The organism is Gilliamella sp. BG2 (assembly GCF_046635645.1).
GTDB classification, from domain to species: domain Bacteria; phylum Pseudomonadota; class Gammaproteobacteria; order Enterobacterales; family Orbaceae; genus Gilliamella; species Gilliamella bombi.
The window spans coordinates 1-21,520 of record NZ_JBIDFF010000022.1 but is presented as its reverse complement, the minus strand read 5'-3'; the positions used below and the strand labels follow the sequence as shown (position 1 = coordinate 21,520).

At 32.7% G+C, this 21,520-nt stretch carries 17 protein-coding genes, 1 tRNA gene and 2 pseudogenes; 12 read left to right on the top strand and 8 right to left on the bottom strand.

Annotation, left to right across the window (positions count from 1 at the left end; genetic code table 11):
• Positions 1-224: 224 nt before the first annotated feature.
• Together cmoB and cmoA are read right to left on the bottom strand one after the other, a co-directional pair.
• Complete coding sequence (cmoB, locus tag ACGH6Q_RS09525) at positions 225-1,193, bottom strand: tRNA 5-methoxyuridine(34)/uridine 5-oxyacetic acid(34) synthase CmoB (RefSeq protein WP_411592680.1); 969 nt, start codon at positions 1,191-1,193, stop codon at positions 225-227.
• A 37-nt stretch (positions 1,194-1,230) separates the two neighbouring features.
• A pseudogene (gene cmoA, locus ACGH6Q_RS09520) lies at positions 1,231-1,953 on the bottom strand (carboxy-S-adenosyl-L-methionine synthase CmoA); the annotation flags it as partial.
• 81 nt (positions 1,954-2,034) lie between these two features.
• Here cmoA and ACGH6Q_RS09515 point away from each other — a divergent pair.
• Together ACGH6Q_RS09515 and rnd are read left to right on the top strand one after the other, a co-directional pair.
• Positions 2,035-3,180, top strand: a complete 1,146-nt coding sequence (locus ACGH6Q_RS09515; RefSeq protein WP_411592679.1) for a metallophosphoesterase — start codon at positions 2,035-2,037, stop codon at positions 3,178-3,180.
• Positions 3,181-3,208: 28 nt separating this feature from the next.
• Complete coding sequence (rnd, locus tag ACGH6Q_RS09510; protein WP_296302576.1) at positions 3,209-4,291, top strand: ribonuclease D; 1,083 nt, start codon at positions 3,209-3,211, stop codon at positions 4,289-4,291.
• A 27-nt stretch (positions 4,292-4,318) separates the two neighbouring features.
• On the opposite strand, the gene ACGH6Q_RS09505 is transcribed toward rnd, so the two are convergent.
• A complete protein-coding gene (locus tag ACGH6Q_RS09505) occupies positions 4,319-5,011 on the bottom strand; it encodes a 5'-methylthioadenosine/adenosylhomocysteine nucleosidase (RefSeq protein ID WP_065607417.1) in 693 nt (230 codons plus the stop codon).
• A 98-nt stretch (positions 5,012-5,109) separates the two neighbouring features.
• Between ACGH6Q_RS09505 and ACGH6Q_RS09500 the strand changes: the two genes are divergently transcribed.
• The gene (locus ACGH6Q_RS09500) at positions 5,110-5,880 is read left to right on the top strand and encodes an SDR family oxidoreductase (protein ID WP_411592678.1); all 771 of its coding nucleotides are present in this window, start codon (positions 5,110-5,112) and stop codon (positions 5,878-5,880) included.
• A gap of 27 nt (positions 5,881-5,907) precedes the next feature.
• Positions 5,908-6,777: a co-chaperone YbbN gene (locus ACGH6Q_RS09495; protein ID WP_065589816.1), complete on the top strand. Its 870-nt coding sequence runs from the start codon at positions 5,908-5,910 to the stop codon at positions 6,775-6,777.
• 251 nt (positions 6,778-7,028) lie between these two features.
• Here ACGH6Q_RS09495 and map read toward each other — a convergent pair whose 3' ends face one another.
• The gene (gene map / locus ACGH6Q_RS09490; RefSeq protein WP_174798184.1) at positions 7,029-7,817 is read right to left on the bottom strand and encodes a type I methionyl aminopeptidase; all 789 of its coding nucleotides are present in this window, start codon (positions 7,815-7,817) and stop codon (positions 7,029-7,031) included.
• A 221-nt stretch (positions 7,818-8,038) separates the two neighbouring features.
• Between map and rlmC the strand changes: the two genes are divergently transcribed.
• From rlmC to ACGH6Q_RS09475, 3 genes are all read left to right on the top strand, one after another.
• The gene (gene rlmC / locus ACGH6Q_RS09485; RefSeq protein ID WP_411592677.1) at positions 8,039-9,181 is read left to right on the top strand and encodes a 23S rRNA (uracil(747)-C(5))-methyltransferase RlmC; all 1,143 of its coding nucleotides are present in this window, start codon (positions 8,039-8,041) and stop codon (positions 9,179-9,181) included.
• 252 nt (positions 9,182-9,433) lie between these two features.
• Positions 9,434-11,002: a glutamate--cysteine ligase gene (gshA, locus tag ACGH6Q_RS09480; RefSeq protein WP_174798185.1), complete on the top strand. Its 1,569-nt coding sequence runs from the start codon at positions 9,434-9,436 to the stop codon at positions 11,000-11,002.
• Positions 10,995-11,774, top strand: a complete 780-nt coding sequence (locus ACGH6Q_RS09475; RefSeq protein WP_296302568.1) for an endonuclease/exonuclease/phosphatase family protein — start codon at positions 10,995-10,997, stop codon at positions 11,772-11,774. Before gshA ends, ACGH6Q_RS09475 begins: the two co-directional genes overlap by 8 nt.
• On the opposite strand, the gene ACGH6Q_RS09470 is transcribed toward ACGH6Q_RS09475, so the two are convergent.
• From ACGH6Q_RS09470 to rnhA, 3 genes and pseudogenes are all read right to left on the bottom strand, one after another.
• Positions 11,755-12,990 carry a transglycosylase SLT domain-containing protein gene (locus tag ACGH6Q_RS09470; protein WP_065639678.1) on the bottom strand — a complete coding sequence of 412 codons (1,236 nt, stop codon included), beginning with the start codon at positions 12,988-12,990 and terminating at the stop codon, positions 11,755-11,757. The two genes, ACGH6Q_RS09475 and ACGH6Q_RS09470, sit on opposite strands and share 20 nt — an antisense overlap.
• Positions 12,991-13,030: 40 nt before the next feature.
• Positions 13,031-13,759, bottom strand: a pseudogene (gene gloB / locus ACGH6Q_RS09465) (hydroxyacylglutathione hydrolase).
• An 85-nt stretch (positions 13,760-13,844) separates the two neighbouring features.
• Complete coding sequence (rnhA, locus tag ACGH6Q_RS09460; protein ID WP_065589823.1) at positions 13,845-14,318, bottom strand: ribonuclease HI; 474 nt, start codon at positions 14,316-14,318, stop codon at positions 13,845-13,847.
• Positions 14,319-14,497: 179 nt separating this feature from the next.
• Between rnhA and dnaQ the strand changes: the two genes are divergently transcribed.
• The 3 genes from dnaQ (at position 14,498) to ACGH6Q_RS09445 (ending at position 15,706) form a co-directional block, all read left to right on the top strand.
• The gene (gene dnaQ / locus ACGH6Q_RS09455; RefSeq protein ID WP_411592676.1) at positions 14,498-15,232 is read left to right on the top strand and encodes a DNA polymerase III subunit epsilon; all 735 of its coding nucleotides are present in this window, start codon (positions 14,498-14,500) and stop codon (positions 15,230-15,232) included.
• Between the two features lie 116 nt (positions 15,233-15,348).
• Positions 15,349-15,425 (top strand) — tRNA-Asp (locus tag ACGH6Q_RS09450).
• 86 nt (positions 15,426-15,511) lie between these two features.
• The gene (locus ACGH6Q_RS09445; protein ID WP_411592690.1) at positions 15,512-15,706 is read left to right on the top strand and encodes a DUF454 family protein; all 195 of its coding nucleotides are present in this window, start codon (positions 15,512-15,514) and stop codon (positions 15,704-15,706) included.
• Between the two features lie 179 nt (positions 15,707-15,885).
• On the opposite strand, the gene ACGH6Q_RS09440 is transcribed toward ACGH6Q_RS09445, so the two are convergent.
• Positions 15,886-16,938 (bottom strand): dihydroorotate oxidase, encoded by a 1,053-nt coding sequence (locus ACGH6Q_RS09440; RefSeq protein ID WP_411592675.1) that lies wholly within the window; start codon positions 16,936-16,938, stop codon positions 15,886-15,888.
• A gap of 521 nt (positions 16,939-17,459) precedes the next feature.
• Here ACGH6Q_RS09440 and ACGH6Q_RS09435 point away from each other — a divergent pair.
• Positions 17,460-20,231, top strand: a complete 2,772-nt coding sequence (locus ACGH6Q_RS09435; RefSeq protein WP_411592673.1) for a flavocytochrome c — start codon at positions 17,460-17,462, stop codon at positions 20,229-20,231.
• A 29-nt stretch (positions 20,232-20,260) separates the two neighbouring features.
• Positions 20,261-21,226, top strand: coding sequence for an FAD:protein FMN transferase (locus tag ACGH6Q_RS09430; protein WP_085164070.1), 966 nt, complete (start codon positions 20,261-20,263; stop codon positions 21,224-21,226).
• Positions 21,227-21,520 lie beyond the last annotated feature (294 nt).

Here is a 21,520-nt window from a genome sequence, read left to right as displayed (position 1 = left end):
CCTATTTCTAAAAAAAATTAATGATTTATATAAAATAATTATATTTAAACACATAGTTACCTGAAAGTTTTTGACAACACTTTTTTTGTCTTTTAGTGATAGATGTTAGTCAATTAAAAAATAAACCAAATATAACTTAAGATACTATGATTTCTTACATTTCAAGGCAACCTGTAGCGGAACCTTAATTCATAAAGCTAATAACGCTTTTTTTTATTATATTATTATTTTTTTGCGATAAAAACAGCTCGCATTGGGGCAGGGTAGCCTTCAATTGTTTTGGTTGAATCATCTGGATCTAAAAAGTTGGCCAGAGAATCTGATGTCATCCATTCAGTTTTGCGTTGTTCATCAAAATTAGTTAATGATATATCAACCATTCTTACATCTGAATACCCACATTTTTCCAGCCAATTAATCATTGTAGGAGTAGAAGGTATAAAATAGACATTACGCATTTGTGCATAACGATCACCTGGCATTAACGCTTGATGTAATTCTCCATCAATAACCAAAGTTTCAAGTACTAGTTGTCCACCTTCAACCAATTGATCCTTCAATTGGAATAAATGGTCAAGTGGCGAGCGGCGATGATATAAAACCCCCATTGAAAATACGGTATCAAAAGCATTAAGTTTAGGGAGATGTTCAATTCCAAGTGGTAATAAATGTGCTCGCTGATCGTTACCTAGTAGTTTACGAATAGCTTCAAATTGGCATAGATAAAGCGCCATAGGATCAATTCCGACAGCAAGTTTTGCTCCAGCGCCAATCATTCGCCATAAATGATAACCACTGTTACAACCCACATCTAAAACAATTTTATCTTCTAAACAATCAATATGTTTAATTAAGCGTTCCCATTTCCAATCTGAACGCCATTCTGTATCAATATCAATTCCATACAAGTGGAAAGGGCCTTTGCGCCATGGCATCATATTTTTTAATAATTGTGTTATCCTCTGCCGTTCACCCGTAGAAAGAGGCTCTTTTGATTTCGCTGTGACACTATGTAATAAATCAATTTGATAAGGTGAGATGGATGGTAAATGTTTAATACTGTTTAGCCATTGATTAAAGCGACTATCTATGTTTTGTTTTTGCCAATTTGCGAGTTGTGCAGGTAATACTTCAAGCCAACTACTAAGTCTATTTTTTGCGATAATCTGGTAAAAATCACCAAAATCAATCATTCTGTTATCCTTTATCAATTACGCTTAAATTAATCTGTTATTTTATGGCAATAATAGATCCAAAATTAAAACATTGGAACCAAGTGTCAATGTGTTTAAAACCAGCTTTAGATAGTCGCTGTTTATGTGTTTCGATAGTATCTGTTAGCATGACGTTTTCCAGCATGTTACGTTTTTGACTGATTTCAAGCTCACTATAGCCGTTAGCACGTTTAAAATCATGATGCATATTAAATAGTAATTCATCAATGCAGGTATCACTAAAACTAAATTTTTCAGATAGGACTAAAATGCCATTTGGTTTTAACGCATTATAGATATTATTTAAAACACGTTGACGATTTTCAGGAGTTAAAAATTGTAAGGTGAAGTTGAGTACAACCATTGATGCGTTTTGCATGTTAATATGGCAAATATCATCACAAATTACGTCTACAGGTGTGCTTGATTTGTAGGATTCAATATGCCGCTTACAACGTTCAACCATTGGCTGAGAATTATCAACCGCAATAATATGGCAATTTTCTTGGTTGACATTGCGTCGAATAGATAATGTAGCAGCGCCTAATGAACAACCTAAATCATAAATCATTGAATTAGGTTGTACAAATCTTTCGGCTAGCATGCCGATCATCGAGATAATATTAGAATAACCAGGAACAGATCGCTGCACCATATCAGGAAAAACTTCGGCAACTTTCTCATCAAAAGTCCAATCCCCCAATTTTTCAATAGGTGTGATGAATAATTGGTCTTTTTTAATATCCATAAAAAGTTATTGGTACGAAAAAAAATAATTTTGTTATCATATCATTATTCGTCTTCAATTGTTCAGATAATTATGAGTTTTATTTATTTTTCTATTTTATTTATGATGATAGTGATCAGTATTTTAATGATTGCTTATTTAGGTAAACGATGGGCATTTTGGTTCAATTTTCATTTTACTGGTTATTCTAAAATCATCTATTGGTTAATTGTTGCAATTGCTGGATTATCACTGGTGCTTTCTAGGGCATTAGATGGTATTTTTAATAAGCTATCTCTGATTTTTAATATTATTTTTGCTGGATTTTTGTGTAGTATTTTTATTTTATTGATTTTTGATGCGATCTATTTGCTCTGCAAAAAAAAATTAAAGCCTAACTTACTGCTTAGAATTGTTTATGTAAGTTTAGTTTTTTCACTATTTTATTACAGCCATGAAATGGCAATTAGTCCGAAAACCGTTTATTATCAAGTAAAAATAGATAAACCTGCTCATGTTGAAAATCTGCGTATTGTGCAGCTTAGTGATATTCATATTAATGAATTAACTTCGAGTGGATTTATTCAGCAAATGATAGATAAAGTAAATCAATTAAATGCAGATTTTATTGTAATTACAGGTGATACATTAGATAAACGTTTGGCGCCCTTTACTGAACAAGGTTTTGATAAACAATTTCAGCAATTAAAATCGAAACATGGTACCTACGTTATTTTTGGAAACCACGAATATTTAAATACTAGAAAACAAAATAATAGCGAAGAGGATATTATTAATGCTTTTAAGCAAGCAAAAATGAAGGTTTTAAAAGATGATATTGTATACCTTGATGATATAGGAATTACATTAATTGGGCGAGATGATTTTTCTTCTGTGCTTTATGATGTGAAAAGATCCACATTAGCTGAGTTGATGATGTTTGCTGATAAAAATACACCCGTTATTTTATTAGATCACCAACCCAAAGATCTTACTGAACCAGCAAATTTAGGTGTTGATTTAATGATTTCTGGGCATACTCATGCTGGGCAAATATTTCCAATTAACCTTATTGAAAAATTAATGTATAAAAACGCTTATGGTTTGTATCAAAATGAAGATAATAACTTTACTAGCATAGTAAGTAGTGGATATGGTTTTTGGGGACCACCTATTCGCTTAATGACTCGCTCTGAAATTGTGGTGATTGATGTTGTATTTAAAAAAAGTACACAATAAATAGATTTATCTAAATAGGAATTTTACTTTGTCTTATCAACTTATTGTTAATAATGATCAGCTAACTGAGTTTTGTTCAAAAATCGAAAAAAGCTCAGCGATTGCATTAGATACAGAATTTGTACGTACGTGTACATTTTATCCACATTTAGGGCTATTGCAGGTCTTTGATGGAAAACATGCTGCATTAATTGATCCAATCACTATTAGTGATTGGCAAGATTTTTTAACGATCTTAAAAAATCCTAAAATTGAAAAGTATTTCCACTCGTGCAGTGAAGATATCGAGGTTTTCCTTTATTACTTTGGAATGGTGCCGACTCCTATTATTGATAGCCAAATATTGGCTTCTTTTTTAGATAATCCGTTAAGTTCTGGTTATGCCAGTCTAGTAAAAAAATATTTAGAAGTAGAGCTAGATAAAAGTGAAACTCGAACAGACTGGTTAAAACGACCATTAACCGAAAAACAGTGTGAGTACGCTATTAATGATGTGTTATATCTTTTTCCATTGGTAAACATTCTAAAATCACAATTAACCGAAAATGATTATTTGCAAGCCGCTTATCAAGAGTGCCAAATGGCGGTGGCTCGTAAATGTACAGTGATAGATCCAAACAATGCTTATCTAAATATTAAAAATAGTTGGCAATTGAAAGGGAAAAGTCTAGGTCAATTGTATAAATTAGCAAGTTGGCGATATAAATTGTCCAAAGAGCAAGATATCGCTTTAAATTTTGTTATACGTGAAGAAGTTTTGTGGAAAATAGCACGTTATTTACCCTCTTCATTAGCTGAACTTGATAAATTAGGGATGAAAGGTAAAGAAATTCGTTTATATGGGCAAAAAATTCTCGATATTTTATCTGAACCGATACCCGAGGTACCACTTATTCGTAGAATTAATACTTATCCCGATTTCAAGAAGATCTCGGATGAATTAAAAAAAGCGGCTCAAATCATTTCATCAAAAACAGGGCTTAATCAAGATTTGTTACTTTCACGGCGATTAATCAATCAATATATTAAATGGAAAATTGATAAAAAAGGTGACGTACCAGAAATACTAACTGGTTGGCGTCAACCCTTGTTTAGTGAATATTGTTTGTGACATCAGTATGCTATTTTTGAAAAGAGTTTAGGCTAGCTCGCTTAACATTGATTCAACAATTAAGGACGATTGTGTGGCTGCAAGTTTTAAAAATGACTGAAAATCCATTGCAGATTCATTATCACCATTATCTGAGATTGCTCTTACCACTACAAACGGTACCTTAAATAGCCAGCAGACATGCCCAATTGCTGCGGCTTCCATTTCTACTGCTATGGCATTTGGAAAGGTTTGTTTGATTCGTTCTAATGTATCTTTACCATTAATAAATGCATCACCACTACCAATTGAGCCTTCAACTGCATTAACACCTTGTTTTTTTATACATGATTTGGCTAATGATTGATATTGTTGGCTTGCTTCAAATACAACTGGGCAACCGGACATTTGCCCTGGTTTATAACCAAAAGCGGTTAAATCGACATCATGATAAAATACGTCTTTTGATACGATAATGTCACCAATATTGAGTTCAGTTGAAAGTCCTCCAGCTGAACCGGTATTAATAACGGCATCAACCTTGTAATTATTTAATAATAATGTTGTGCCTGAAGCTGCGGCTACTTTACCAATGCCTGATTGAAGTAGAACTATTTCACAACCGGCAATTTGACCAAGGTGAAAATCACAACCTAAATGGCGTTCAACTTGATAATGGGTAATTTTACTTTTTAAGATGGCAACTTCTTCTTCCATTGCAGCAATAATAGCGATTTTCATACGATCCTCTGGCTTATTTTGGGTAACTTCTATTTAAGTGTGATATCATAATTGCAGAAGATTAGCTTGACAATATGTGAATAAAACGGAGATAAAAATTGAAAACAATTTTTATTACAGGCTGTTCAAGTGGAATAGGACTTATTTCAGCCATTGCATTAAAAAAACGTGGTTATCGTGTTATTGCGTCTTGTCGCAAAAAGTCTGACCAGCAAAAATTAATTGAACAAGGATTTGAAACCGTATTACTTGATTTAGATGATCCTGATTCTGTTCATTTAGCCGCTAAAGAAGTGTTAACTATGACAGGCGGACAATTATATGCATTATTTAATAATGCCGGCTTTGGAGTATATGGGCGATTAGCAACAATTAGCCGAGAGCAGTTAGAGTCACAATTCTCAACCAATTTCTTTGGTGTACATCAGTTAACTCAGTTACTACTTCCTGCAATGCTTGCAGAAAATGAAGGACGTATTATTCAAACCAGCTCAATTGTTGGCATTGTTGCCACTCCTGGTAGAGGAGCTTATTCAGCAAGTAAATATGCTTTAGAAGCATGGTCTGATGTACTAAGATTAGAATTAGCTAATACCAATATCAAAGTTAGTTTAATTGAACCTGGGCCATTAAAAACGTATTTTTCAAATAATGTTAATCAAATAGAAAAAGAAAATATTGTAAAAAATCCACCTATTGCCAAACGATTTACGTTACCGCCAGAAGCTTTGTTACCTTACTTATTTCATGCGCTTGAGCATAGAACTCCCAAAATACGTTACAGGGTAACAAAAGTAACAAAAATAGCGGCTATTGCTAAACGTTTGCTTCCTGATAGATTAATGGATAGAATTTTAAAAAATAAATAATGAATCAAAGTATTCTTAGGACATAATATGCAAAATCAATTTATTTTTGATGTTAATGAACAAAATATTCAAGAGATTATAAAAAGATCTTCTCAATCCCCTGTGTTGTTTTATTTTTGGTCATCAAGAAGTCCCAATTATGAAGCAATGACTCAAACTTTAACTAAATTAGCTAATGAACATCATGGTCAATTTATTTTGGCAAGTGTTAATTGCGATGAAGAGCAAATGCTGGCTGCTCAATTTGGTTTGCGGGCCATTCCAACTGTTTATTTATTTCAAAATGGTCAACCTGTTGATGGCTTTCAAGGTCCTCAATCCGAAGAAACCATTAAAACTTTTTTAGAAAAAGTGCTACCAAATGAAGATGAGCTTAAATTAATTGAAGCACAAAATTTATTTCATGAAGCTAAATATGAAGAAGCATTACCACTGTTACGGCAAACCTGGAAATCATTAACCGATCATTTGGGTAAACCGAGAACCGATATTGCATTAATGCTAATAAAATCACAAATTGAACTTAAACAGCTAAGTGAAGCAAAAGAAGTGCTGGCAACTATTCCGCTACAAGATCAAGATTCAAGCTATCATGGATTACAAGCCGAAATTGAATTACTTGAACAAGCGGCTAATTCACCAGAACTACAACAATTACAGGCAGAATTTGCTCAACATCCTGATAACGTTGAACTAATGATTCAATTGTCTTCCCAATTAATGCATGTAGGACGTCATGAGGAAGCATTAGAGTTGTTATTCAAACCATTGACAAAAGATCTTAATGCTGGTGACGGGCAAGTGAAGAAAACATTACTCGATTTATTGGCGGCATTAGGAACAAGTAATCCGTTAGCTAGTAGTTATCGACGTAAATTGTATACTTTATTATATTAAGATTTATGAAATTTAAACTGGAACAAATTTTAAGCGTTTACTTATAGGTTTATTGTTTTTGCTAAGTATAAACAGTGGGTTTGCTATTATATGTGCTTCTTATGTTCGTTCTCTAAAAAAAGATATACATAGAAGTAAAATCGATGAACTAAATAAAAAATTAGCACAAAAAAATTCGAATATAAAAATTATTGATAGAGACTTATAAAGTTAAACGATTCAACAATAAGCTATTGTTGAATCGTTTTTATTTAGTGTTCAATAATTCGAGGGAAGTTTTCATTACTACGCAATGTTAAGACTTCAACTCCATTATCAGTAACTAAAATAGTATGTTCATATTGAGCGGAAAGTCCATGATCTTTGGTTTTAACTGTCCAGCCATCTTTCATGGTACGAGTACGCCAATCACCCGTATTTATCATTGGTTCAATGGTAAAGGTCATTCCTGGTTTTAAAATTACACCGCCGTCATCAGCATCATAATGTAAAACTTGAGGTTCGTCATGATAGACTTCACCAATACCATGACCACAGTATTCTCTAACAGATGAAAATCCAAATTTATCAACATGTTTTTGAATGGTTTTACCAATTTCTTTTAGACGGATACCTGGTTTTATAATTCTAATTGCTGCATATAGACTTTCTTGCGCTACTTGACACAGTTTTTCACCAACAATTGTCGGTTTACCTGCTATGTACATTCTGGATGTATCACCATGATAGCCATCTTTAATAACTGTCACATCAATATTTAGAATATCGCCATCTTTTAACTTTTTGTCAAAACTTGGAATACCATGACAAACCACATCATTAATTGAAATACAACTGGTGTGTTGATAACCATGATAACCAATATTAGCCGGAATAGCCTTTTGGACATTGACGATATGTTCATAACAGATCTTGTCTAGTTCACCTGTAGTAATACCAGGTTTAACATAAGGCTCTATCATTTCTAAAACTTCAGCAGCGAGTTTGCCTGCTATACGCATTTTTTCAATTTCAGCAGGGGTTTTTAACTTTATAGACATTAATTTTTTCCTTTAATATTAATGACAATATCCTATCATACAGCACTATTTCGTCAAATTATACCAGAGAATTAATTATACCTTTTTCTTATATTCCTATAATTTTTTTGTAAAAAAGTTTCAGGAAAATATATGTTTTAGTATAAAATTCAAAACTATTATTATATTCGTTCGATATTCTGTATATAATTATACCCATTATAAAAAAGGCTTTAATCGCAATGCAATGTCACTTTTACCAACAAAAAAAGTGTTTATCTTGCCAATGGATAGAACATCCTTATCATGTACAACTGGCAGAAAAACAAAATAAGTTATTACAAAAATTAATCCAATTTAAACCAAACAAGGTTGAAGAACCTTTTGCTAGTCATGAAACCGCTTTTCGTAATAAAGCAAAGATGGCAGTGTTAGGTAGTGTTGAAAAGCCCGTTTTAGGTATACAAACGGGGAATGAGGCCGTCGATTTATGCGATTGTCCTCTTTACTCAAACAGTATGCAAAATATCTTAAAACTTGTTCGAACTTTCATTCGTAAACAAGGGCTTATTCCTTATAATATTAATAAGCGTAAAGGGGAGTTGAAATTTGTTATAATTACTGAAAGTAAAATTGAGAGTACGAGCAACTTTATGTTGCGATTTGTTTTAAAATCACACAAGTTTGTTGCTAAAATAAATGATTCTATTAAACAATTACAAGACAAAATTCAAAACTTAGACGTAATCTCGATAAATATTCAACCAAATCATGCGGCTATTTTAGAAGGTGAAGAAGAAATAGTCTTAACTGATAATTCATTTCTTCCGATAACTTTAAATAACACTCCTCTTTTTATTAAACCTAAAAGCTTTTTTCAAACAAATCCATATGTTGCCAGCAGCCTTTATAAAACAGCAAGTGACTGGGTCACAGATTTACCTATTCATTCTATTTGGGATATGTTTTGTGGGGTAGGTGGTTTTGGGTTAAGTTGTGCTAACCTTGTTGCTGAGAAAAATATTAGCCTTACAGGTATTGAAATTAATTCAGACGCAATAGAGTGTGCAACTAGATCAGCAAAAAAATTAGGTTTTAAACAATTAAACTTCAAAGCATTTGACGCAACACAATACGCTACAGCTCAAAAAAATGTACCGGATTTAGTTTTACTAAATCCCCCAAGACGAGGGGCAGGTAAAGTACTTATGCAGTATTTGAAACAAATGGCACCTAATTATATTATGTATTCAAGTTGTAACTTATTTTCATTAGTTGATGATTTAATGTTACTGCCAAATTATCAAATCCAAAAAGTAAAATTATTTGACATGTTTCCGCATACTTCACATATGGAAGTATTAGTTTTATTGCAACGATTATAAATAAAATAGATTTATGATAAATATTATATGTGCTATTTCCTATCCATGAAATAGCTGTTATTTTTTTAAGTGGCCATGTATTTAAGATCGAATTTTTTGTAATAAAAATAGTAAATTATAGTTTTTAGGATTGCTATGTTACGGCGTATAATACTAATTTATTCCAAGTGTTGTCATAAATTAGCCCATCGCATAATTTTAAATTATGTTAATATAAATATTAAATAACTACATTTTGAGGAAGCGCAAAATATGATTCCTGATGTCTCAAAAGCACTTAGTTGGTTAGAAAAACACTACACCATTTTACAAGGTATTCAACGTGGTATTGAACGAGAAACTTTACGTATTTTGCCTGATGGATCATTGTCAAAAACGCCATTTCCTTCAAAAATTGGTGCTGCGTTAACCCACCCTTGGATAACAACTGATTTTGCCGAATCAATGTTAGAATTTATCACGCCAGTTAATACTAATATTGATTATATGTTGACGTTTTTGCGCGATTTGCATCGTTATGCTAGCGTAAATATTGGTGATGAAATGATGTGGCCTTTAAGTATGCCTTGTTTTGTTGCAAACGAAAAAGATATTATTCTTGCTCAATATGGTACTTCTAATGAAGGCCGCTTTAAAACGATTTATCGTGAAGGATTGAAAAATCGCTATGGTGCAATGATGCAGACCATTTCAGGTGTTCACTATAATTTTTCACTACCAACCGCATTTTGGCAAGCAAGAGAAGGGGTTAAAAATACCGAAGAAGGTAAAGCTGTAATTTCTGAAGGTTATTTTACCTTAATACGAAATTATTATCGTTTTGGTTGGGTTATTCCTTATTTATTTGGTGCATCGCCATCAATGTGTTCTTCATTTATTCAAGATCCAGTTAAAGCACAAGCCTTTATTGAACAAACAAATGGCAACTGCTATTTACCTTATGCAACTTCTTTAAGATTAAGTGATATTGGATACACCAATAATGCTCAAAAACAGCTTGGTATTACTTTTAACCATTTAAATACATATGTTGAGGGACTAAAACGTGCAACGCGCACAAAGTCTGTAGATTTTGCTAAGTTGGGAATTAAAGCGGATGGGCATTATCGCCAATTAAATGATAATGTATTACAGATTGAAAATGAGTTTTACGCACCTATTCGACCTAAACGAGTGCCAATGGCAGGGGAATCTCCATCGGATGCACTTTTGCGTGGTGGTATTGAGTATATTGAAGTAAGAGCATTAGATGTTAATCCATTTTCGCCAATAGGAATTACTGAAGATCAAATACGTTTTATAGATCTATTTTTAATTTGGTGTGCACTAGCACCAGCACCAGAGATGAGTAGTAAAGAACTTGAATGTGCTAAATTGAATTGGAATAGAGTCATAATAGAAGGGCGAAAACCAGGACTTGAGATTGGTATTGGCTGTGAAAGTAATCGAGAGCCATTATCTAAAGTTGGTCACGAATTATTTAAAGATTTGTTACGTGTTGCTGATGTTTTAGATCATCAAGATGATATGCAGCGTTATCGTAATGTTTGTGAACGTCTAGATTTAATGTTTGATCAACCAGAATTAACTTTATCAGCAAGAACGTTGCAAGCGATAAGTGATTTAGGTACAGCTGAATTTGGTTTAGCTTTAGCAAATCAATATAAAAAACAACTTATGGTAGAACCTTTAGCATTATTAACTGAAGGTGATTTTGTACAACAACGACATTTATCTATTGAGAAACAGATAAAGAAAGAGCAAGGAGATACTTTATCTTTTGATGAATATTTGGAAAAATTGAACGCCAAAAATGTTTAAAAAGCGCTGTTATACTTTACGTTATCAGGCAGATAACAAAGTTGAGTTGGTTTTACCTAATCAATCAATAATAGTTAATACGCCATTAATTGATCAAACATCGTTTTCTATTTTAGTTTGGAATATTTTTAAACTAAAAAGGGCTGATTGCATTGATATACTCAAAAACTATGTTGATAAGACTAAACTTATTTTGTTACAAGAAGCTCAAACAACATCGCCGTTACTAAATTTTATTTCACAGCACAATAAAATTGCGGATCATGTTCCAGCATATTGTTTTAACGATATTTATGCTGGAGTCATGACAATTTCAGACTCTTTGCCAACCTCACTTTTTTCTTTTAGAGAAAAAGAACCATTAATCCGTGTCCCTAAATCTGCTTTAATTACTATTTATCCTATTAGCAATTCCAAACAACAGTTATTAGTTGCTAATATTCATGCCGTAAATTTCAGTATTGGTGTGAAAGTTTATCGCCAGCAAATACACATGCTATTAAATCATATAAAAGAGCATACTGGTCCAGTGATTTTGGCCGGTGATTTTAATGCATGGAGTCGGCAACGATTAAATTTGTTGTATCATTTTGTCCGTTCAATTGAACTTAAGCCGGTTAATTTTTCAGTAGATGTTCGAAAGAGATTTATGGGCAGACCACTTGATTTTGTTTTTTATCGAGGATTACAACTTAATGCGGCTGAAATTATTAGCACAACCGCATCAGATCATAATCCTTTATTAGTAAATTTTAGATTGGATTTGCGTTGACAAGATTAATTGTCAACATATCACCTTCTTGAACTCTAGAATTCTTTAGATTATTCCATTGCAAGATATCGGTAATTTTCACACGATAATTTTGAGCTATAGAGTAGAGGCTATCTCCTGCTTTAACAAGATAAACAATCTTTTTTACATTTTTGGAAAAACTATCCTTACTTACTATACTGTTACTTTGAATAAAACTTGTTCTAAATTCAAACGCCATATTAGAACGAGGAGTATCTTGTAAAAGTTCTGTAATTTCATTCACAACAAGGTTTTCTGCTTGTAGCTTTTTGAATAAACTTTTAGCATGAGCATAAGGAACAAGCAAATGGAAAGGGCCATTTACTGTTTGTTGCACATATCCAGCATTATAAGTAGCTAACTCATCAAGTGATAGTTCTGAGTATTTAGCAATTTTAGCAAGAGAAATATTTTTTGATATATCAATTCTAACGAGTGAATTTTCATAATTACAATCAGGTAATTTAATTCCATATCGTTTATTATTCTTAACAATATCAATAATTGCTAAAATTTTAGGCACATAGTGCATAGTTTCTGTTGGTAAGTCTAGCGACCAATAATTAATTGGTAAACCTTTAGCCTGATTTCTCTCAATGGCTTTTCTTACTCTACCTTCACCTGCATTATAAGCAGCCAAGGTTAATAGCCAATCACCATCAAAACGCTTATTTAAATTTTGTAAAAGTGAAATAGCTGAATTAGTCGATGCAATTAGATCTCGACGAGCATCAAACGAACTACTTCGCTGTAGTCCATACTCTTTAGCTGTAATAGGAACAAATTGCCATAATCCTGCAGCTTGAGCAGAGGATGTAGCAAGTGGGTCATAAGCGCTTTCAATAAGAGGAATTAAAGCTAGCTCAGCAGGTAAGTTATTTTTATGAAGCTGATTAATAATGTAATAAACATAAGGCTCTGAACGTAACGCAACGGCTTCAAAACCTTTAGGATTACGTAATAATCGTTCTCTTTCCGCGCTAACGCGACTATTTTCTGGAACATTAGCCTCAATCTGATTCAGCATATATTGCCATGGATTTTGAGTGATAGATACATAATTACTGGAACTATTTGTATTATTAGCTGTGTTTTTTGAATACTTTATTCTAACAACAGGATTATATCGTGGTCCATGATGCTGACATGCGATTAAAAACAAACATAACGCTGTAAATATTAATAACTTTTTCATTAGTCCGTAAATTTTACCTAAATTAAGATTAGCATTATACCTAAAAAATATCTTTTTGGCTTCTAAAAAAAACAAACAATTCTAATTCATTATTAATTTTGAACTTATTTTGTAATTTAGTTTCATAACATCGTAAAAATAAATTAATTTTTTTTTCGTCAGATAAATTAGACGGTAATGTTATTAATTTATTAGAAATCGAATCTAAATAGCTTTCGATATTTTTGTCATCGGGCAGCATTTGGGACGCAAATGCTAAATTTGATAAAGTATATTCATGACCTGCACAGATTAAAGTATCATTAGGCAGTTGTTTTAATTGTTTTAAAGAATTTAACATTTGTTCATGAGTCCCTTCAAAAATCCTTCCACAACCGGCTGAAAATAAAGTATCTCCGGAAAATAAATAGGGCCTGCAATAATATGCCAAATGACCAAGAGTGTGCCCTGGTACTTCTATAACTTCAAAACTAAAATCACCAATACATACTTTATCTTGTTTGATAAGATAATTAATTGGTAAATTGATTTCACTTGGACCGTAAACATCAATATCTTGATATTGAGCTTTTAATTCGTTTACTCCTCCAGTGTGATCAATATGGTGATGAGTAAGTCAAATTCCAAGGGGTATTAATTTATGCTTATTAATATAATTAATAACAGGTTCGGCTTCCCCAGGATCGATAATTATGGCTTGGTTACTGGCATTGGTTAGAATCCAAATATAATTATCCTTTAAGGATGCAATGCTATGTAGTTTATACATTTTAATTTTTTACCATTAATTATAAATTATGTCGTTAAAAGCAAATAAACTTTTTAAAATTGAATAAAAATATTTAATTAATACATTAACCATTTATGCATTGTTCAAATATAGTATCTTGTAGTGTAGGGGATTGAGCTTGTGTTTTAGCTATAATGTCACAACGCTCGTTTTCAATATGTCCAGCATGACCCTTTACCCAAATCCACTCAATTTTGTGAGTTTGTACTACTTGATCAAGCCTTTTCCATAAATCAACATTTTTTACTGGTTTTTTGTTGGCGGTCTTCCAACCATTTTTTTTCCAACCATGTATCCAATTAATAATTCCATTTCGCAAATATTGACTATCAGAATATAATTCAATTTGACAAGGCTGCTTTAATTGCTCTAAAGCAACAATTGCAGCTAATAATTCCATACGATTATTCGTAGTTTTAAAAAAACCTTCTGATAATATTTTTTCGTTTGTTTTATATTTTAAAATTGCAGCATAACCACCAGGACCGGGGTTACCTAGGCAAGAGCCATCAGTATATATTTCAATTTTTTTTAACATCTTTTTAATTTCATTTATGACTATTTAAATTTTTTATTAATTCATTTACTGTAATTCTGTGACTTAAATAAATTAAGGACTATATTAATTTTTGAATGTATCAACTTTAAGGGATTTTGGTGCTAGACTATACCACTAAATAAAAGTTTTTCCCAACGATTGATATAAAAGAGAAGAAAGTGATCCATAATTCTACACGACAAATTGTATTAGATACTGAAACGACAGGTATGAACCAAGAAGGTAATAATCATTATGAAGGACATAAGATTATTGAAATTGGCGCTGTTGAAATTATTAATCGACGTTTAACTGGTAACCATTTTCATGTTTACATAAACCCCGAACGCTTAATTGATGAAGATGCATTTAAAGTGCATGGAATCAGTGATGATTTTGTTAAAGATAAACCTATATTTAAAAATGTTGCTCACGATTTTATTAAATTTATAGATGGTGCCGAGTTAATTATCCATAATGCATCATTTGACGTAGGTTTTATGGATTATGAATTTCGTCTTTGTGGTCTGGATTTTAAAACAGCTGATCATTGTATTATTACTGATACCTTGGCTATCGCAAGGCGTTTGTTTCCAGGTAAACGTAATAATTTAGATGTGTTATGTGAACGTTATCAGATAGATAATTCCCACCGAACATTGCATGGTGCATTATTAGATGCTGAGATTTTAGCTGAAGTCTATTTAGCTATGACAGGTGGGCAAACGACATTGTCTTTTAGTTCTGAAGATAATAACTCATCTTTATCAGAATCTAATTCAATTAAAAGAGTAGAACGTAATGGTGTGCCTTTGAAAGTAATCAGAGCCACAGGACATGAACTTTCTGAACATGAGATTATTTTAAAAAAAATTGACAAAAAAAGTGGGGGAGCATTGTGGAATATAAATTAATGATTGTTTTGTATTCAATTGATCGTATATTTTAAAAATTTTATTGACGAGAATAAAAATAATCTTTAATATCACGCCTACTTTAACGTTTCGACGTTAAAGCTATCAAATAAAGCGGAGCGGTAGTTCAGTTGGTTAGAATACCTGCCTGTCACGCAGGGGGTCGCGGGTTCGAGCCCCGTCCGTTCCGCCAATTCAAATTTTTTAATTGCACTTTTATAATATAATCAACGTCGCCATAATTGTATTGAATTGAATACTTAAACCTTTCTAAGTCACATATTAATAATATTTAAAAAATGGCTTTTTATAATTATAGGTAGTACTTTATTTTTATTGGGGACAGTTAGTATTTTCGTGCCGCTCCTACCAAAAGTGCTTTTTTATTTATTAACGACCTATTTTTTGAACAATATCTCAGATCGTCTTTATAGCTATTTTACTGATAATCATTACTATCAAACTTATATATAAAAAAAGAAAGCAACAAAAATAAATTTGTTTGAAATGTTAGCAATGGTCTTAATTGTATATGTAAATACCTTTTATTTTATTATTTTAGGAAAAACTAAGAATGCAGTAGGGTATATAGGCAGTAAAAAATTACAGGGTAAGTTACCCTGTAACAAATGTGAGCCTAACTGTAAATAATTTTATTTAAGATTTTTCTTAATTTCTATAGCAAGCATTGGGTTCCACATGGCACCCGTAGCACTCATGACCGCATCTGCGCCATTATCGATAAACTGACGATAATGTTCACTAGAACTAACACCACCAACACCAACAATAACAAATTTTAGATCCATTTCTTTTCGATATTTAGCTAATCTACTTACCATATCTAAACCAGCCCAACGAATTGCATCTCCACAGACACCGCCTTCTTTTCTATTTTCCCCTAAGGCAGGATTACCTTTAGCATCAACTGGTTTAGCGGACAGTGTGTTAATTGTACTTAAGCCGTCGATAATAGAACCGACACGAGTCAATAAAGAAACGATCCTTTTATCATCAGGGAAATAGGCTAGTTTTAAAATAAGTGGGCGATCAGGAACAGCTGTTTTAATAGCGTTAACAATTCGTTCGACTTTATCTATATCAAAGCAAAGTAGTTTACTTGCTCCTTCGTTTGGGCAACTTAAATTTGCTTCAAGAATAGGCGCATTGGTTTCTCTAACTAATTTTGCAGCTAAAGCATAATCGTTTTCTATTGCTTCATTGCTTTGCGTCCCCTGAAAACTACCAATTACATATTGCCCATGACCTGCAGATTTTACTGCATCAGCCATATCTGGTTGCCAAATATCTGGAGAAAAAGAAGGAACCCCAAAAGAGTTGGTAATTGATAGAGGTTGATTGTAAGCAGTATCAGCTAATACTGTATCTAAATTACACGATAATTTACCTTTAGGATGAACTGATAACACATTCGGTAATGGATGGCATTTATGTAGTTTGGTTCGAACTGTTTTATATACGCATAAATCAAATCCATAGGCAAATGCGGCTTTAATGTAGTTTGCATTCAATAAAGGACCTGCCGGTATACCAAATGGTAAATTAACGTCATGGTTTAAAAATTTTGAAGATTTTGTTGGGATTTGCTCAGCTTTATCTAATTGTGTAAAAAGCCCAAATGGTCCTTGAGCATAATTATCTTCGTAGCTTATAGAAGGATTATAAAAAGGTGTTAAAGATTCCATACTATCTCCTGATCATGCATGTTCTTAAAGTGAAGTTGGGTATTAAGTTGTAATAAAAATTAAATGAATAAGGTTTTAGAGCCAAAAAAAATCCTCCATAAGGAGGATTAAGAAATAGGAACAATAGAGAGTAGAAAGATGGGGTAGATTCAGAACTGCTAATTGGAATTGAAGACATTAAGTTATTCTCTATTGTATAAATTTGTACACATTTTATCTGAATAAAATTAAAGTTCAATATAAAAATCATAAAAATATTTAACTAAATGAAAAGGTTATAGTATTTTTTTCTAGATTTTAAATCATAAATCCGACAATATAATCTCTCTAAAATACCCAAAATAAGCATGATCTTATCCTATTTATCGTGATAATTTTATAATTGCTTAATAACACTAAAAAAATTTCTGTCTAAAAAATGATACTTGTTGTTATTAATGTAGATAATCCATGTGGAGAGTAACTATTGTTAATGTTATCATAATTAAAAAGTTTAAATACTAGCGAGTAGGTATATAAAAATGAAAAATGAACATATTTTTAGTCCAATAACTTTACCTAATGGCGTTGAACTAAAAAATCGTATAATGATGGCCCCAATGACAACTTGTTCTGGTTTTTATGATGGTTCAGTTACTCAAGATCTAATTGAATATTATCGTGTACGATCTGGTGAAATAGGGACAATTATTGTTGAATGTGGATTTGTTGATAATAAAGGATTAGCTTTTCCTGGTGCAATTGGTTTAGATAGTGATGACAAAATTGAAGGATTAGCAAAGATTGCGAAGGCAATCAAAGAAAAAGGCTCCAAAGCAGTAATTCAAGTTTACCATGGAGGGCGAATGGTTGAGCCAAAATTAATTGGTGGACAATCGCCTGTGGGGCCAAGTGCAATAGCAGCACCACGCCCTGGTGCAGCAACACCAGTAGCACTAAGCGCTGATGAAGTTGATGAAATGATCGAAAAATTTGGCCAAGCAGTGCGACGCGCTATCCAAGCTGGATTTGATGGTGTTGAAATTCATGGTGCCAATACTTACCTTATTCAGCAATTCTATTCACCAAATTCAAATCAACGAGATGATAAGTGGGGGGGAAGTCGTGATAATCGTACTCAATTCCCTTTAGCCGTCTTAGATATCACTCATAGTATGGCAAAACAATATGCATCCCCAGAGTTTATCGTTGGTTATCGCTTTTCTCCAGAAGAATTAGAAATCCCAGGCATTCGTTTTGATGACACAATGTATTTGCTTGAAAAATTGGCCCTAAAAGGGCTTGATTATGTCCATTTCTCAATGGGAACAACGCTTAGATCGTCGATTGTTGATACTCAAGATCCAACTCCATTAATTAAAAAATTTGTTGCGATGCGTTCACCAATTTTATCAAAAATTCCTGTTGTAGGTGTCGGTAATGTTGTTAATCAAAGTGATTTGGATAGTGCCATCGACAATGGCTATGATTTAGTTGCGGTTGGTCGAGCTTGCATTGCTTATCCTGATTGGGTTAGTCGCATAAAGAAAGGTGAAAAACTAGAGCTATTTATCAATAGTGATAAACGTGAAGATCTGAATATCCCAGAACCTCTATGGCATTTTTCTCTCGTTGAAAGTTTAATTCGTGATGTGAATCTTAATATTAAAAAATTCAAACCGGGAAATTATCAAGAAAAAGTTAATGACGAATCTTACGAATTCCTTATTAATGTGGAATTAGCTAAAGACTTTATAAAAGATATGGAATTGGTAAATGCTAAAGAGTTTGATAGTAACATTCTAGATAATTTTTCGATCATTAAAAATAGAATTATTGATTCAAATAGCCCTCATGTTGATACCATTTCTGGCGCAACAACTCAATGCGAAGCCTTCAAAAAAGCTGTGACCAAAGCAATAGCCAAATCTAACAGAGAAGCGATTCTTGCGGAAGGTGGTGATCCTAATGACCAATCTTTTGATGTTGTGGTTGTTGGTAGTGGTGGTGCAGGGCTTACTGCTGCGATCCAAGCTCATGATCTTGGTGCAAATGTGGTTATTGTTGAACAAATGTCTGTAATTGGTGGTAATACCAATAAAGCTTCAGCTGGTATGAATGCGGCAGAAACCAAATTCCAAAAACTCAAAGGTATTACAGATAGTAAAGAACTCTTTTATAACGAAACGATGATAGGCGGAAAAAATAAAAATAACCCTGATTTATTACATTATTTTGTTGAAAATGCACCAAATGCCATTGATTGGTTAGATGAAAATGGTATTGAATTAAGTGGTATTACAACAACTGGTGGAATGAGTATTGATCGAACTCACCGTCCTGAAAGTGGTGCTGCAGTAGGTGGTTTCTTAATTAGTGGCCTAGTTAAAAACATCAATAAGCGTGGTATTGATGTTATGCTTGATACTGTAGTTACTGAAATTATGACAGAAAATAATAAAGTGGTTGGTGTTAAAGTTTCAGAAGAAGATGGCTCAAATCACGTAATAAAAACAAAAGTAGTTATTATTGCAACTGGTGGGTTTAGTGCCAATACCACAATGGTTGAAAAATATCGACCCGATCTTAAAGGTTTTGTCACCACTAATCACAAAGGCGCTACTGGTTCAGGCATTATGTTATTGGAAAAACTTGGTGCAGGAACCGTTGATATGGGAGAGATTCAAATCCACCCAACGGTTGAACAAACAACATCTTATTTAATATCTGAATCGATTCGAGGTGGAGGCGCAATACTTGTATCACAAAATGGTCAACGATTCGTTAATGAACTTGATACAAGAGATAAAGTTTCAGCTGAGATTATAAAATTACCTGAGCACTATGCTTATATCTTATTTGATCAGCAAGTCCGTAATGAAAACAAAGCAGTGGAAGAATATGTTTCAAATGAACTTGTATCACAAGCAAATACCATTGAGGAATTAGCACAAAAATTATCAATTGATACTAATACATTAACTAAAACTGTAAAGCGTTATAATCAGTTTGCTATTACCAAACAAGACAAGGATTTTGGTCGAACAACAGGTATACGTCATCCAATAGAAAAAGGTCCTTTTTATGCAATAAAGATCGCACCAGGTGTTCACCATACCATGGGGGGAGTGACAATCAACACCCAAACACAAGTCCTAGATGCTAATAAAAATATCATCCAAGGAGTCTTTGCCGCAGGCGAAGTTGTTGGTGGTGTACATGGTGCTAACCGTATTGGTGGCAATGCTGTTGCTGATATCATTATTTTTGGTAGACAAGCAGGTAAAAAGGCTGCTGATTATATTAAAAATTAAATTATTACAACTAGCTGAGCTTGTTTAATATGGTATGTTCGAGATATGAATATTCTCAAACTTTAATGGGAACAACGGTGTCATTAACGCTTTTAGAGCCAAATGAAGCCGTTGCACACACTGTTTTTCAAATTATAAAAATGCTTGAGGATAAATTGACTGTTAACCGGCTATTTTCAGAAGTTATGTCAATTAATTTAGCTGCGGGTAAACACCCAGTGACAGTGAGTCGACCTATTTTTTCCCTAATTGAACAAGCTCAAAAAGTCAGTCTGTATTTCAATAGTTGCTTTAATTTTGCTATTGGCCCATTAGTTAAGCTTTGGAAGATTGGTTTCCAAGGTTATCAAGTACCATCTGCTGAATTAATAAAACAACAACTATTGTTAATTGATCCTAAAAATGTCGAACTTGATACAAACACACATTCCGTTTTTTTAAAAAAAACTGGAATGGAAATTGATTTAGGTGCAATTGCTAAAGGGTATATTGCTGATATTGTCAAATTGGTTTTACTCGAAAATCAAGTGTATCAAGGTATTATTAACTTAGGTGGAAATGTATTAACTTTAGGTGAGTGTTTAACAGAACAAAGTGGTTATTGGAATATAGGATTAAGAAAACCGTTTTCAATTAGTGATGAGCTGTCTGGCGTTATTAAAGTTAAAAATAAATCAGTTGTCACATCGGGAATTTATGAGCGCTTTTTTATGCAAAATAATAAACTTTATCATCACATATTTAATCCCAAAACAGGCTATCCGTTGGACAACGAACTTGAAAGTGTGACAATAATTTCAGATTCTTCATTAGAAGGCGATATTTATTCGACTGTTTTTTATGGATGGGGGATTGAGAAAAGTAAGGCGTATTTGCGAAAGAATCAAAATTTATCAGCCATATTTTTGCTAAAAAATAAAACTATAGCATTAATAAATCCTGATAACTTTAGTTTTCAAAAAACCGATACTCAATACACTATAAAAATAGATTAATTATTCAATTTGCAATAAATGCGATTTTAGTTAACGATATAATTTTATTATTTTTTATGAATTTTGTTTTTGTGTAAATGACTTAATATATAGGTCTTTTCACAAAAAACATTCAGGTGGATTATTGATTTTATTGAATTTTTTTGATTATGCAAACATGAGCAATTATAAATAATAGCCAAACAAAGAATAGTATTATTGTAACTGAATTAAATCTTAGGGACTGTTGATCTTTGCTGTACATAAATTACTCAACAATACATTGGCAGCCACATTAACATAAATGCCAGTGAT